This is a genomic window from Salinicola salarius (assembly GCF_002179555.1).
GTDB lineage: Bacteria > Pseudomonadota > Gammaproteobacteria > Pseudomonadales > Halomonadaceae > Salinicola > Salinicola salarius_A.
The window spans coordinates 1-13,978 of sequence record NZ_NHOU01000047.1 but is presented as its reverse complement, the minus strand read 5'-3'; the positions used below and the strand labels follow the sequence as shown (position 1 = coordinate 13,978).

Sequence of the window (13,978 nt, the reverse complement as noted above, 5' to 3'; positions counted from 1 at the left end):
ACCGTCATCCACCAGATTTGACAATAACTCCTTCATCTTCGTCTTTGTGCTGTTGGTATGGATGCTGTTGGTAATGCAGCGCGAGGCGGTAGCACCGTTCTATGCCACCGCGCTACTGCTAGTAATGAATCAGTTTTCCAAATCGCATCGCTGGGGCTGGAAACAGGTCACCGATACCCTTAGCTCGGCGGCCAAGCTATTCGCTGAACTGATAGCAATCCTAGCCGGTGTTGGCATGTTGGTCGGCGCGCTGTCAATGACTGGCCTGTCAGGAACTATCGCCAACGATTTTATCCACCTCGCCGGAGGTAGCGTGCCACTGCTGCTGATCATGGGCGCGCTGACCAGTTTCGTGCTCGGCATCGGTATGACCGTGACCGCCGCCTATATCTTCCTCGCTGTGGCTCTAGCACCAGCGCTGATCCAAGGCGGCGGCCTCGATCCTATGGCTGTGCACATGTTTATCCTTTACTGGGGCATGCTGAGCTTTATTACACCACCGGTAGCGTTAGGCGCCTTCGCCGCTGCCACCGTGGCTGGCGCGAGGCCAATGGAAACCGGCTTACAGGCGATGCGCCTAGGGAGCGTAATCTATTTCATCCCGTTCATGTTCGTCCTCAATCCGGCACTGATCATGCAGGGCAGCATGATGCAGATTGCGATGGTGTTTTGCCAGGCGGTGCTCGGCATCGTGTTGTTCGCCTCGGCCATGCAAGGCTACTTGATCGGTGTCGGCCGCCTCGGTCATAAACCAGTGATTGAATCCATAATCCGCACTCTAGTGCTCATCGCCGGCCTCTGCGTTGCGCTGCCGGGGGGAGGCCCGATCCCGCTAAGCAACCTACAACTCCTGACTGTCGGTGTAGCCGCGGGCCTACCGGCAGTACTTCTCGCTCGTTGGAGCCAGCGACGCCAACGTGATGCTGACCTCGGCACGTTGACGCCACACTAATAATGGTTCCAGACCGGCGTGGGGCTTTTCGCTCCGCGCCCCCTATAACAACTCGCAGGTGCCTTTATGCTAAGTCAGCCCTGTCGTTCTCTTATTACCGGTGTTTTGCTCACCGGTCTCTTAATCAGCCCTCTCGCCAGTGCCGATATGCCCCAGACGCTTAATTGGACCGCTTACGGTACCGGCACCAGCGGCCATGCCCAGATCATGGCTATTGGGCAGATTATTCAGCAACGCAGCGGCACCCAGTTCCGGGTCATTCCTGGCGCTAACGATATTCTGCGCATGTCACCACTAAAATCCGGCCGAGTCGACCTGTGCGCCTGCGGTATCGCCAGCTACTATGGCTCTGAGGGCGTAATGATGTTCGCCAATCGCGACTGGGGGCCCCAGCCAATCCGCGTAATTAGCACGTCAATGGCTTCGTTTGGGCTGGGTATGGCCGTGGCTGGTGACATGAATGTGCAAACGCCTACTGACCTCAAGGGTAAACGGGTTGCCTACATTCGCGGTGACGATGCGCTCAACAAGGCTGTCGAAGCTTATCTGGCTTTTGGTGGATTAACCTGGGACGACGTCGAGCAAGTCGTCTTTCCCGGCTACAATAGTGCCTTCGATGGCATTATCAGCGGGCGCGCCGATGCTGCCGTGACTACCACCGTTACCCCAGCTGCTCAGCGCCTGGCGGCCAGCCCGCGTGGCATACAGTGGCCAGAACTATCGCTCGACGATACGGCTGGCTGGCATCGTATGGAGGCGGTGGCACCTTACTTCCAGCCACACAAGGTGACTACCGGCGCTGGCATCCCTGAGATTGGCTACTCGAGCGCCAGCTATCCCTACCCGATTATGGTCGGCAATGCTGATCTCGAATACGACACTGCCTACGGTTTAATCAAGACTCTGGTAGAGGACTACGATCGTTACAAGGACGCCGCACCGGGAGCGGCTGGCTATGCCGTAGAAAACCAGAACATGACTTGGGTTATTCCATTTCACGAAGCGGTCGTAGATTACTACCGTGAGGCGGGCCTTTGGACCGACGCGATGCAGGCGCATCAGCAGCGCTTAGTAAAACGTCAACAAGTGTTGGCCACCGCCTGGAATGACTACCTCGCCTCGGCTCCCGAGGACAATGATGCGTTTCGCGAGAACTGGATGGCAGCGCGCTCCCAAGCGCTGCGAAGAGCCGGTATGCCTCCGGTATTTTAATCCCCCTGCTACTGATTGGTTTCTCTCTTCTCGACCACCCTCGGGTGGTCTTTATTTATATGACGTTAACGCCAACTCGTTTTGCTTTGCGAAACTTAATTCCGAAATACTTGACCACCTCTACCTCCCGACGCATTATGTTTAGTGTCCATGCCAGACAGGGAGCCATTTCACGATGCTCAACAACAATACCGCCTCTACCGGCGATAACACGCCGGTGAGCTATGCTCGGCACTCATACGTAGGTGTGATCCGTATTGCTAGCCCACCAGTCAACGCCCTCGGTCAGGCAGTACGCCAAGGGATTGTCGACGCCCTACAACAAGCGCTCGCCGATGACGATGCGGAGGTAATCGTGTTGTTGGCAGCAGGGCGTACCTTCATTGCTGGCGCAGATATCCGAGAGTTCGGCAAGCCACCTCAGGCTCCGCTGCTATCTGACGTTGTTGCTTCACTGGAAGCTAGTCCCAAGCCACTGATCGCAGTGCTGCATGGCACCGCCCTCGGTGGTGGTTTGGAAGTTGCGCTAGGTTGTCATTTACGCATCGCCCTTGAGGGAACCCGCATTGGCCTACCTGAAGTCAAGTTGGGTCTACTGCCTGGCGCTGGTGGCACCCAACGTTTACCTCGTCTGGCCGGGGTCGCTGTCGCCCTCGACATAATTACGAGCGGGCGTTTCGTCTCTACTGATGAGGCCTTGCACCACGGCATATTGGATGAGGTGGTGGATTCCAACGATCCGATGGCGGCGGGCTTAACTGCCGCCGAACAGTGGCTCGCAGGCCGCTACACGCCGCGAAACACGGGCGCACTTCCTGCTCCAGAAGCCGACATCGACGCAATTCAGCGCTACCGCGTGCAGTTGGAACGTGATGTACCCTACTTATATTCACCATTTCGCTGTGTGGAAGCCGTCGAGGCATCAACCCGATTACCGTTCGCCGAAGGCCTCAAACGCGAGCGTGAGTTGTTCATGCAATGCATGGACTCTCCCCAGCGTGCTGGCATGATTCACGCTTTCTTCGCCGCACGCGGTACACATAAGGTGCCGGGTATCGATTCTGACACCACATTGACTACGCTGGGCTTACTGGGCTGTCACCCATTATTCGAGACACTTGCTTCACACGCGTCCAAGGCCCAAGTGTCATTAATCAATCTTAATGATACCCCTAACTCACGGGATAATATTCAGGCCTGTCTGGTCGGACCCGATGTTAATAATAGCCAACGTCAACAGATCCGTGACTCGCTCCCCTTAGGCACGCTGATGGTGGAAATGGGCACACCACACGCCCCGCCTACCCAGCCCGACCATGCTGACGCAACCTTGGTACTCCCGCCACGCGATGTTAGCCAACCAATCTGTGAATTGGTCGATCACGCAGGCAACGCTGTATTGGTTCAAGCGCTAGCCAACACGCTTAAACAGCTAAAACATCAAGTGGTGGTGACCCGCAATAAAAGCGTTATCGCTACGCTCAATGAAGCATTGAGAGATGCTTTGACTGAGGTTCCAGAGCTTCAGGCCGCCGCCTGGCAAAGCCAGGGATGGGACCTGTCGCCCTGGCTATCGAGTGAGGTGTCCACGACACACAACGCCGAAGCCTCTCGAGATTCACAGCAGCTGCTGGATCTCGCCTGGCAGCAAGCTGCGGCGAAGACCGTACAGGCCGACCAGGTACATCGCGACGGCGATATCGATGTGCTAGCAATCCACGCCTTCGGCTACCCCCCGCATCTAGGTGGCCCCTCCTTTCGCAGCAAGACCTCCCGCTGAGCCGCATTCTTACTGATGAGACCGTTATGAACCTACAGTTCACCACAGCAGAAAATGCCTTTCGCGATGAAGTGCGCACCTTTCTCGCAGAGGCATTGCCGAGCGATATTCAAAATAAGGTGCGCCTGGGCCAGCGCTTGAGCGCCGAGGAGCATGTACGCTGGCAGAATCGTCTTAATGAGCGCGGCTGGCTCGCACCGGGCTGGCCTGTTGAGCATGGAGGCACTGGCTGGAGTCCGGTCGAAAAATACATTTTCGAGGAAGAGTGTGCTGCTGCTCATGCGCCCACTATAGTGCCGTTTGGTGTCAACATGGTTGCCCCAGTGATCATCCGCTTTGGCAGCGAGGACCAGAAGCGCTTCTACCTCCCCCGTATCCTCAATAACACCGACTGGTGGTGCCAAGGCTACTCCGAGCCCGGCGCCGGATCTGATCTCGCCAGCCTCAAGACCCGCGCCGAGCGCGACGGTGACTACTATATCGTCAACGGTCAGAAGACATGGACCACGCTTGGCCAGCATGCCAACCAGATGTTCTGCCTGGTGCGCACCGACTCCCAGGCCAAAAAACAGGCCGGCATCAGCTTCCTGCTGATCGATATGAACACGCCAGGGATCACGGTGCGTCCAATTATTACTCTTGATGGTGCTCACGAGGTCAACGAGGTGTTTCTCGATGATGTCCGCGTGCCGGTCAAAAATCGCGTCGGCGATGAAGGCGAGGGCTGGACCTGTGCCAAGTTTCTGCTTACCCATGAGCGTACTGGCATCGCCGGTCTGGGTCATGCCAAACAGGCGCTACGTCACCTTAAGGATGTAGCCCGGCGCCAGCCCCATCGCGGCCGAGCGCTAATCGAATCATGGAGCTTTCGCGAACAGATCGCTCGCGCCGAGCTCGAGCTGATGGCCCTCGAAGTCACCAACCTACGAGTACTTGCCGCTGCTCGCGATGGTGGAGCCCCGGGGGCCGAAAGCTCCTTGCTCAAGATACGCGGCTCGGAGCTGCGCCAGCGCTTAAGTGATTTGACACGCCGCGCGCTGGGCCCGCAGGCGTTGCCGTTCTTTGCTGACTTCCTCGCCGGTAACGACGACAGTCTTGATGAGGAGCAGGCCTTCGCCGCCGCGGCAAGCACACAGTACTTTAATCGCCGCAAGCTATCGATCTACGGCGGCGCCAACGAAATCCAGAAGAATATCGTCGCCAAGACGATCCTCGGCATGTAAGGAGCGCGTATGGACTTCTCCCTGAGCGACGAGCAGCGCATGCTCGATGAGACAGTGTCACGCTTGGTCGCTGATCGCTGTAATCCCGAGCAGCGCCGCGCGCTGATCAATGAACGCAGCACCTCTCCATCTCCATTGTGGCGTACCTTCGCCGAGTTGGGGCTACTGGCGATGCCTTTCAGTGAAGCGGTCGGCGGGCTGGGCGGCGATGGCATCGATATGATGCTGATCATGCAGTCGCTAGGCCGTGGGCTAGTTCCCGAGGCCTACCTAGACGGCTTGGTAATCCCAGGCATGCTATTGGCTCGGCTCGGCGATGACGCCCAGCGCGATCGTTGGCTGATCCCCCTCTTGGAAGGCCAACACCAGTTGGCGTTGGCCTGGCATGAGGCCAGCAGCCGCTACGAGATTAACACCCCTACGACCTGCGCCACACGTAGCGACAATAGATGGAAATTGCAGGGCCGTAAGCAGGTGGTACTCAACGCGCCCAACGCAGCGGCTCTACTAGTCACCGCGCGTCTCGATGATGATGTGCTCGGCCTGTTTCTAGTCCCTTCTGAGTCCGAAGGGCTGCGTCGCCGTGACTACGCCACGCTTGATGACCAGTATGCCAGCGATATCGATATCGACTTTACACTCCCCGCCTCGGCCCTACTTGCAAGCGGCGAGAACCTGCGCACAGCCCTAGACGAAGCACTCGCGATGGGCCGAGCGGCGCTGTGCGCCGAGGCGGTAGGTGCCATGGAGAGGGCTTGTGAGCAGACCCTAGACTATCTCAAGGAACGCCAACAGTTCGGCACCCCATTGAGTCGCCAACAGGCTCTGCAACATCGCATGGTCGACATGTACCTGCACCTGGAACAGGCCCGTTCGATGGCAATTCTCGCTGCCACCAGCCTGACGCTGCCAGACGAGCAGCGTGACTACCGAGTCGCTGCCGCCAAGGCTTATATCGGCGAGGCCGCCCAGTTCGTCGCAGAGCAAGCAATTCAATTACACGGCGGCATGGGCATGACCGAAGAGTGCTCCGTTGCCCACTATGCCAAGCGGTTGATTTTGATCGATCACGCGCTGGGCGATCGCGACTATCACCTCGACACCGTTATAGCTCGACTCGACACAGCGGCATAAGGATGCGCTGTCGCAGTATATCGACACGCTATCGGGCCTAGGCGCTCTGTCCTACATGGCCCGTTTACCGTCTACGAGAATAGCTTGGGAGTTAAAAGTGGAACGCGAATCAATGGACTTCGACGTGGTCATCGTCGGTGCCGGACCCAGCGGGTTGGCCGCCGCCTGTCGACTAATGCAGCAGGCCAACGAAGCCGAACGTGAATTCAGTGTCTGCGTAGTCGAGAAGGGCTCTGAAGTCGGTGCACATATTCTCTCCGGTGCGGTGTTCGAGCCACGCGCACTAGATGAATTGTTTCCCGACTGGCAAGAGCGTGGCGCGCCCTTGACCACACCAGCGACCCGCGACGAGGTCTACCTACTCAAGGACGCCGAGACGGCCCAAAAGCTGCCCAACGCTCTGGTCCCCAAGACTATGCATAACGCAGGGGGACCGACCACGAATTACGTAATCAGCGCTGGCAACTTATGTCGATGGCTGGGCGAACAGGCCGAGGCACTGGGCGTGGAGATATTTCCAGGCTTCGCCGCCCAAGAGGCGTTGATCGACGACAACGGCATCGTGCGCGGCATAGTTACCGGTGACATGGGGGTGGCCGCTGACGGCAGCGAGAAAAGCGGTTACATGCCAGGTATGGAGCTACGCGCTAAGTATACGCTCTTTGCCGAAGGGGCCCGTGGACATATAGGTAAGCGACTCATCGAGCATTTCGACCTCGCCGCGGACAGTGATCCACAGCACTACGCCATTGGCCTTAAAGAATTATGGGATGTCCCAGCCGAGGCGCATGAGCCAGGGCTGGTGCTGCACGGCTCGGGCTGGCCACTTGAGAAGGACATGCACGGCGGCTTCTTCCTCTACCACGCTGAAAATCAGCAAGTGGTAGTGGGCCTGATTGTCGATTTAGGCTATGCCAATCCCTACCTGTCTCCATTCGATGAGTTTCAGCGAATGAAGCATCACCCGCTACTCAAACCTTACCTTGAGGGCGGTTCGCGGGTGGCCTACGGCGCACGAGCCATCACCAAGGGCGGACTCAACTGTTTACCGAAGATGACCTTTCCTGGTGGGCTGCTGATTGGCTGCGATGCCGGGACATTGAATTTTGCCAAGATCAAAGGCCTGCATACGGCAATGAAGTCCGGCATGCTGGCCGCCGAAGTAGTGTTCGAGGCCCTTGCCCGTGGTGACGAAGGCGGCGAGGAACTCAGCGACTTTACTGCAAAGTGGCAGCACAGCTGGGCCTATCAAGAGCTCAAGGCCACTGCCAGCTTCGGCCCAGCAATCCACAAGTACGGCACTGTGGGCGGTGGCGCCTACAATTTCCTCGACCAATTGCTCGGAGGTAAGCTGCCGACGGTCCACGATACTACGCCGGATCATGCTCGACTCCAGCGTGCTGACTCCAGCCAAGTGATCAACTATCCCAAGCCTGACGGTACGCTCTCCTTCGACAAGCCCTCATCGGTGTTCCTGTCTAACACCAACCATGAGGAGGATCAGCCATGCCATCTAAAACTCTCTGACCCCGATCTGCCGACTCGTGACAATCTGCCGAAATACTCAGAGCCAGCGCAACGCTACTGCCCCGTAGGCGTTTACGAGGTGGTTGAGGACGATGCCGGAAAGCCTTACTTCCAGATCAACTTTCAGAACTGCATCCACTGTAAGACCTGCGACATCAAGGACCCAGCGCAGAATATTACTTGGGTGGCGCCAGAGGGAGGTGGTGGGCCTAACTATCCCAACATGTAAAAGCCGTTGTTCTTGTTCAAATTCATTAAGTGTTGGCTAAGACAGACCCGCCCTGGCGGGACGGGGTCTTATCTAACCCCAAGGCTATCAGAAATCATTCGTTCGATTGAAAAAGAGGTTTACGTGACATTGAAGGCGTCGTTGCCTCGAGCTGAACGTAACCTCAATTCAATTTTACCGCGTCAGGCAGGCGTAAACAGTTCAGGCCGGCTGCAACTGCGTCGGGTCCACCCCGGCGCTCTTCTTAATACGCGATAAAAGAGGCTCTCCATGCCCCCTCCTAACCCGGTCGAGGTGATCCGCCACGACGATGCTATCGTCGAGATTCGTCTAGTTCGTCCTGAGGTACGAAACGCCTTGAACGAGGCTACAGCCATGGCGTTAGCCGATGCTCTGCAAGCGGCAGCCGAGGACGTCAATGTGCACTGTGTATTGCTGTGTGGCGATGGCGCCAGCTTCTGTGCCGGCGCTGATATCGCCGAGTTCGAAGCGAACCCAACTGCGCTCGCTAGCGAACGCCTCGCCACGCTATTCACACCGGCGCTACGGTGCATGGTCGAGATGCCAAAACCAGTCATCACTGCGGTCAACGGCGCTGCTGCGGGCATCGGTATCGCCTATGTCCTGTCCAGCGATCTGGTGTTGATGGCGCGCTCAGCCTATCTCAAGCTGGCATTCATCGACGTCGGCCTGATTCCCGATGGAGGCATTACCTGGCACCTGGTGCGCCGTCTCGGCCATATCCGCGCCTTCGAACTGGCAGCCACCGCCGCACCGATTGACGCTCCAACCTGCCGCGCGCTCGGGCTCGCCAATCATGTGGTACACGACGAGTCATTGCATGACGAGGCGTTGCGCTGGGCGCGGGTGCTTGTTTCTCAACCCCGCCAGGCCGTCGCTCACGTCAAGAACGCCCTACGTGCTTCGGCCCTGAACGATTTGGACACAACCTTGGAGTTAGAGGGACAGCTGCAAGATGCCTGCAAGGCTTCGCCGGAGTTCGCTGAAAGAATTGCTGCTTTTCGCGCCGCACGCCGGCGCTGAGCAATAAGCCAATGAAATGGATGGTCAGCCTGGCTTTTGCAATGCGGATCTTCGACACTGACAAAGTGGGCTTGCGCCAATGTATCGGGGCTCTTGAAGGGCACGCATCACTGGTGCCCGGCCCTCGATGAGAAGCCGCGCCTGTCCGCTCTCAAAAAGCCCACAGCATCGTAGTGTTGTTTTCATGGCCAGGTTCTCGGACAGGCAGTGAGCCGTTTGCCGTCATCGCGATCCTACGCCGCAAAACCCGTAGGCTGGGTCAATCTTTCAGGCGAGCGCCGCACCCGGTGATGAGCGGAACTCACCTCCCTTGGCCAGGATTGCCCAGGCGATTCTGGCCATCTTGTTGGCCAGTGCGCAGGCCACGACAACCGCCGTGCGTTCAACGACCAGCCCTTGCCGCGTGCGGTGTAGCGCAGAGAGGATCTGCTGCTCCTCACTCTTGATGGCCGCGAAGCGCATGCAGGGACGTGACACCGCTTCGCAGATGGCTTCGGCATCGGCAAAGTCGTTCTTGTTGGTCTTGACGAAGGGCTTGACGTACTGAGGTGGGAGCAGTCGCACGTCATGGCCGAGTGCCTGGATCTGGCGGGCCCAATGATGGCTTCCGGCGCAGGACTCCATCACGACACGGCAGGCAGGCTGTTGCGCGAGATGTGACAGCAAGCTCTGCCGAGAAAGGACCCTGCGAAACAAGAGTTTGCCATAGTGATTCTGAGCATGCAGATGGAAGGTTCGCTTGTCCAGGTCGATGCCGATGATGGCGGGAGTGGTCATGGCGTGGTCCTCTTAAAAGAAGGGGTATCCGGATTAAGTGGTTGACGATCCCTTCTGATCCACCAAAACCTTAATCTTCCCAGAAGGTTGATAGATCGACGCCGAAGTTCTTCTCGGGCTCGGGGAGACCCCTGCCGTAGGTCATGGTGGCCTTGCCCAGGAAGGGGGATTCCTTGGTCTGCGGCGCCTTCTTCTTGTGCCTGGTGGTATAGAGCATCCGGGCCCGCATCACCTCGAATGAGTACCCCCGGCCATCGCGGTTCTTGTCCTTGNCCGGTTGATCGACTCCGTGAAGGCGTTGGTGACCGGGATATCGGTCTCGAAGTAGGTCAATACCTCTTCTCGCCATCCGCTGACGGCGCTGACAAGATCCTTCCAGACTTCCTTCTGCCCCTGCGGGATGTCGTCAGTCCAGGCAGCCAGCGCCTTCTCAGCATCTCGCCGGGTGGCACAGTCCCAGATGCGGTAGAACCGCTCCTTATGCTCGTAGGCTGCCAGGAGCTGGGGGAAGGCCCCTGTCCAGGTTTCCATGATGAGATGCTCGCGGTCGTAGACGTCGTGAGCCCGCTTCAGCAGGATCTTCCGGTCACCCTTGAGGGTTCGTCGCTGGTTGGCCGTCAGTTCCTTCCTGAGCCCCTTGCGGACCTTCTCCAGGGCTTCGTTGGCCATACGCACAACATGGAACTTATCGACCACGATGCGGGCCTGTGGCAGCACCGCCTGGACGGCACGGCGATATGGCTTCCACATGTCCATGCTGACGATCTCGATCTTGTCGCGCTCGGTCATGCTCATGAGCCGCTTCGTCACTGCCTCCTGCTGACGACCGGGCAGCAGGTCTAACAAGGTACGCTCCTCCAGGTTGGTCAGGATGCAGCGGTAGCGGCGGTTCAGGTACAGCTCGTCGATACCTAGGCAGCGGGGTGTCTCGAAGCGGTGCCAAATCGCCAGGAAATCAGCCTTCTTCTTGAAGATGTCGCGTATGGTCTTCTCATCGAGGCCCGTGGTATCGGCTACATAGGCGTAGGGGTGGTTGAAGGCCTCCTTTTCAACGTGGCTGTATAACCTCCTCGTCATACGGCGATCATCCACCATCTCGGGGAGTGCTGGGCGGAATGTCTTTCCGCAGGCCCGGCAGGTGTAGCGACGACGGACCACCCAGAGGGTGACCCGCTTTCCGTGGATGGGGAGATCACGATAGGCCACATCCCGCTTGCCGAACCTGACAAGCTCACCCTCAACGCCGCATTCCTCGCAAGCTAGAGGCTCAGGAGCTTCGACCTGGTAGTGGAGATCATGTTCTTCCACCTTGGTGCCAAGGACGTGGTACTCCGGCAGACGGAGAATGTTGTCAGCAAACTGCGTCATGGCTTGGGCGTTTTCGTGGCAAGTGTCGGTGACCGGATTAGTGTCTGTTTGGCATGAAGGGCAATGCCGGCTATAGGGTGATGAGTATGCCGCCACTGGCAAGGATGACGACTACCGCCCAGGCGGGCAGTTTCCAGACGCTGAGCAGGAGAAAGCCGGTCAGCGCCAGGGCGAACTCGCGGGGGCCGAGAATGGCACTGGTCCATACCGGCTGGTAGAGAGCAGCGCCGAGGATGCCCACGACTGCCGCATTGGCGCCGCGCATCAGTGCTTGCGCGCTGTCCCAGCTCCGGAATCGGTTCCAGTGGGGTAGTACTGCCACCAGTAGCAGAAGCCCCGGCAGGAAGATCATTACCAGCGCCAGGGCGGCACCGAACAGGCTGCCGCCGAGCGGCGCTATCACCGCACCCAAATAGGCGGCAAAGGTGAACAGCGGCCCCGGTACGGCCTGGGCGGCGCCATAGCCTGTCAGGAACTCGTCGGCACCGACCCAGCCGGATTGGACCACCTCCGCCTCGAGCAGCGGCAGCACTACATGCCCGCCGCCGAACACCAGGGCACCGGCGCGATAGAAGGCGTCCATGACCGCCAGGGCTGCGGAGGGGCTGGCCCAAGCCAGCAGCGGCAGGCCGATCAGCAGAGCAACGAACACCAGCCCCGCCAGATGGCCGGCACGTGCCGAGACCGGCAGCGGGAGGTCATGAACGTCGGCCTCAGCGTGGGCCCGACACAGTGCCATGCCAGCCAGGGCACCGATGACGATGGCGGCCACCTGTCCCAGCGGGCCGCTGACCAGCACCACGGTGAACACGGCGGCCAATGCAATACCGGCGCGCCGGGGATCGGGACAGAGGCTGCGGGCCATGCCCCAGACGGCGTGGGCGACAATGGCCACCGCTGTCACCTTCAGTCCGTGAATGATGCCTTGGCTGATGGGGCCATCAAGCACGGCAGCACCCAAGGCGAACAACACCAGCACGATGGCCGAGGGCAAGGTAAAAGCCGTCCAGGCTGCCGCCGCCCCCCAGGGGCCGGCGCGCATCAGCCCGATGGCGAAACCTACCTGACTACTGGCGGGTCCGGGCAGGAATTGGCACAGCGCCACCAGGTCGGCATAAGCCTGTTCGGAGAACCAGCGACGCCGCTCCACAAACTCGGTGCGGAAGTAGCCGAGGTGGGCGATGGGGCCACCGAAGGAGGTCAGGCCCAGCAGCAGAAAGGCGCTGAAGACTTCTCTGATGCGCCCGGCAGGACGTGGTGTATCGCTCATTGCTCGAATTCCTTGCCACCTTTTGAAGTACAGGTCTCGTTATTCATGGCTTCCCCGGTAAGCTCTCGCAGCTGTCGTTTGGCCACCGCCAAACCTTCCTGACCGAGGTCTGTTGCTCGGTAAAGCTTGCGCCGTCGACTACCATTGCGTTCTTCGTGCGAGACCAAGTACCCCTTGCGCTCCATGCCATGCAGCATGGGATAGAGTGTACCGGGACTCAGCCGATAGCCATGGTTCGCCAGCTCATTGAGCATCCATTGGCCATAGATCTCATGCTCGGCGGCGTGATGCAGGACGTGTAGCCTTACCAAGCCGACGAGCAGATCATGATGTTCCATGGAATTGACACCTGCTTTGCCAAAAACGAAAATCGATATCGGATTTCGTTTTATCAAGCCAGCGTCCATATTACAAGTCGTTGTTTACCGCTCATGCGCAAGGAGTAATCTCTATGGCTAAGCATTCTGACGAGTTTCTACGACTGGCCAATGACGCCAAGCAGCGCATTACCAAAGTCTCGCCCACCGAGGCCCGCAAGCGAGATGCCGAAGGGGCATTCTGCATCGAGGGTGGTCTCAAGGCCTATAAAGCGGATGACGAGACATGATGATAGAAAGTGCGGTTCTGCTGGTGGCGAACGGCTTCGGGTTGGGCTGGCTGCCGTGGGCGCCTGGGACCTTCGGATCGCTGATTGGCTTGCCGCTGGCCTGGTGGCTGCTGGGTCATCTGCCAGGGCGGCAGGTTGCCATCCTGGTGGTGCTGCTGGCCGTAGCCGTGCCGCTGTGTCACTGGGCTTCCCTATGGCTAGGGGGTGGAGATGCTCCCCAGATCGTTGCCGATGAGTACCTGGCGTTTCCTATCGTAATGCTCGGGCTTGCCATGGCGCGCTGCCCGTGGGTGATAGGGGGAGCATTCGTGCTATACCGGCTGTTCGATGTCACCAAGCCATTGCCCATCAGCCATATCGAGGCCATAGGGGGCGGCCTGGGCATTGTCCTGGATGATGTCATGGCAGCCATCTATGCCTGGATCGTGCTCACCATTGGCATCGCCATATGGCGCCGGTGCCAATCCAGATGAAGTGATAGTCATGGAGTCGTCATTGAAAAGGCTTATCAACCAAGGAATCCGGTGAGTAGGCGAGATGTGACATCAATGTGATATCAGTTAATCAACCATCTATTCCGGATACCCAAAAGAAGAAGCCCAGCAAGCATAGCCTGCTGGGCTTCGAGGTCAGGCTGACCATCTCATTAAGCCCCGCGAGCGGGGCCAGGGCAGTGATGAACCTGGAGGGAGCTAGAAGTTGTATTGCGCCGAGAAATGTACCCGGTCGAGATCATAGGTATCACCATCAACTTCCTCAAGATCGAACCGCTGGTACTCGATGCCATAGGTAGTATTTGCCATCGGCGACCACATTAGATTCACGGTAACTATTCAGGTGGCTGCGGATGGCATG

General features: G+C 58.5%; 12 protein-coding genes and 1 pseudogene. 9 read left to right on the top strand and 4 right to left on the bottom strand.

Annotated features, from left to right (window positions below):
- The 7 genes from CCD76_RS17935 to CCD76_RS17905 form a co-directional block, all read left to right on the top strand.
- The coding region (locus tag CCD76_RS17935; protein WP_143543325.1) for a TRAP transporter large permease subunit at positions 1-952 on the top strand (952 nt) is incomplete at its 5' end.
- 66 nt (positions 953-1,018) lie between these two features.
- Positions 1,019-2,164 (top strand): TAXI family TRAP transporter solute-binding subunit, encoded by a 1,146-nt coding sequence (locus CCD76_RS17930; protein WP_087720894.1) that lies wholly within the window; start codon positions 1,019-1,021, stop codon positions 2,162-2,164.
- 175 nt (positions 2,165-2,339) lie between these two features.
- Positions 2,340-3,944, top strand: coding sequence for an enoyl-CoA hydratase/isomerase family protein (locus CCD76_RS17925; protein ID WP_087720892.1), 1,605 nt, complete (start codon positions 2,340-2,342; stop codon positions 3,942-3,944).
- Between the two features lie 26 nt (positions 3,945-3,970).
- Positions 3,971-5,167 (top strand): acyl-CoA dehydrogenase family protein, encoded by a 1,197-nt coding sequence (locus CCD76_RS17920; protein ID WP_087720890.1) that lies wholly within the window; start codon positions 3,971-3,973, stop codon positions 5,165-5,167.
- A gap of 9 nt (positions 5,168-5,176) precedes the next feature.
- A complete protein-coding gene (locus CCD76_RS17915; protein WP_087720889.1) occupies positions 5,177-6,301 on the top strand; it encodes an acyl-CoA dehydrogenase family protein in 1,125 nt (374 codons plus the stop codon).
- A 55-nt stretch (positions 6,302-6,356) separates the two neighbouring features.
- Positions 6,357-8,057, top strand: coding sequence for an electron transfer flavoprotein-ubiquinone oxidoreductase (locus CCD76_RS17910; RefSeq protein ID WP_087720887.1), 1,701 nt, complete (start codon positions 6,357-6,359; stop codon positions 8,055-8,057).
- A 270-nt stretch (positions 8,058-8,327) separates the two neighbouring features.
- Entirely contained in the window at positions 8,328-9,101 is a 774-nt protein-coding gene (locus tag CCD76_RS17905; protein ID WP_087720885.1) for an enoyl-CoA hydratase/isomerase family protein, read from the top strand.
- A 267-nt stretch (positions 9,102-9,368) separates the two neighbouring features.
- Here the strand turns inward: CCD76_RS17905 and CCD76_RS17900 are convergent, their stop codons facing one another.
- The 4 genes and pseudogenes from CCD76_RS17900 to CCD76_RS17885 form a co-directional block, all read right to left on the bottom strand.
- A complete protein-coding gene (locus CCD76_RS17900) occupies positions 9,369-9,878 on the bottom strand; it encodes an IS110 family transposase (RefSeq protein ID WP_087720883.1) in 510 nt (169 codons plus the stop codon).
- 70 nt (positions 9,879-9,948) lie between these two features.
- Positions 9,949-11,246: pseudogene (locus CCD76_RS17895) on the bottom strand (ISL3 family transposase).
- 70 nt (positions 11,247-11,316) lie between these two features.
- Positions 11,317-12,516, bottom strand: a complete 1,200-nt coding sequence (chrA, locus tag CCD76_RS17890) for a chromate efflux transporter (RefSeq protein ID WP_087720882.1) — start codon at positions 12,514-12,516, stop codon at positions 11,317-11,319.
- A complete protein-coding gene (locus CCD76_RS17885; protein ID WP_087720880.1) occupies positions 12,513-12,854 on the bottom strand; it encodes a PadR family transcriptional regulator in 342 nt (113 codons plus the stop codon). The genes chrA and CCD76_RS17885 overlap by 4 nt, the downstream gene beginning before the upstream one ends.
- 113 nt (positions 12,855-12,967) lie before the next feature.
- Here CCD76_RS17885 and CCD76_RS20105 point away from each other — a divergent pair, with 113 nt between their 5' ends.
- Positions 12,968-13,123, top strand: a complete 156-nt coding sequence (locus CCD76_RS20105) for a hypothetical protein (protein ID WP_179208962.1) — start codon at positions 12,968-12,970, stop codon at positions 13,121-13,123.
- A complete protein-coding gene (locus CCD76_RS17880) occupies positions 13,120-13,596 on the top strand; it encodes a phosphatidylglycerophosphatase A family protein (RefSeq protein WP_306298816.1) in 477 nt (158 codons plus the stop codon). The genes CCD76_RS20105 and CCD76_RS17880 overlap by 4 nt, the downstream gene beginning before the upstream one ends.
- The last annotated feature ends 382 nt before the right edge of the window (positions 13,597-13,978 follow it).

Bases quoted from the DNA above. Each gene is read 5' to 3' on its own strand.
- CCD76_RS17930 (WP_087720894.1), top strand. From the start codon at position 1,019: ATGCTAAGTCAGCCCTGTCGTTCTCTTATTACCGGTGTTTTGCTCACC.
- CCD76_RS17925 (WP_087720892.1), top strand. From the start codon at position 2,340: ATGCTCAACAACAATACCGCCTCTACCGGCGATAACACGCCGGTGAGC.
- CCD76_RS17920 (WP_087720890.1), top strand. From the start codon at position 3,971: ATGAACCTACAGTTCACCACAGCAGAAAATGCCTTTCGCGATGAAGTG.
- CCD76_RS17915 (WP_087720889.1), top strand. From the start codon at position 5,177: ATGGACTTCTCCCTGAGCGACGAGCAGCGCATGCTCGATGAGACAGTG.
- CCD76_RS17910 (WP_087720887.1), top strand. From the start codon at position 6,357: ATGGCCCGTTTACCGTCTACGAGAATAGCTTGGGAGTTAAAAGTGGAA.
- CCD76_RS17905 (WP_087720885.1), top strand. From the start codon at position 8,328: ATGCCCCCTCCTAACCCGGTCGAGGTGATCCGCCACGACGATGCTATC.
- CCD76_RS17900 (WP_087720883.1), bottom strand. From the start codon at position 9,878: ATGACCACTCCCGCCATCATCGGCATCGACCTGGACAAGCGAACCTTC.
- chrA (WP_087720882.1), bottom strand. From the start codon at position 12,516: ATGAGCGATACACCACGTCCTGCCGGGCGCATCAGAGAAGTCTTCAGC.
- CCD76_RS17885 (WP_087720880.1), bottom strand. From the start codon at position 12,854: ATGGAACATCATGATCTGCTCGTCGGCTTGGTAAGGCTACACGTCCTG.
- CCD76_RS20105 (WP_179208962.1), top strand. From the start codon at position 12,968: ATGGCTAAGCATTCTGACGAGTTTCTACGACTGGCCAATGACGCCAAG.
- CCD76_RS17880 (WP_306298816.1), top strand. From the start codon at position 13,120: ATGATGATAGAAAGTGCGGTTCTGCTGGTGGCGAACGGCTTCGGGTTG.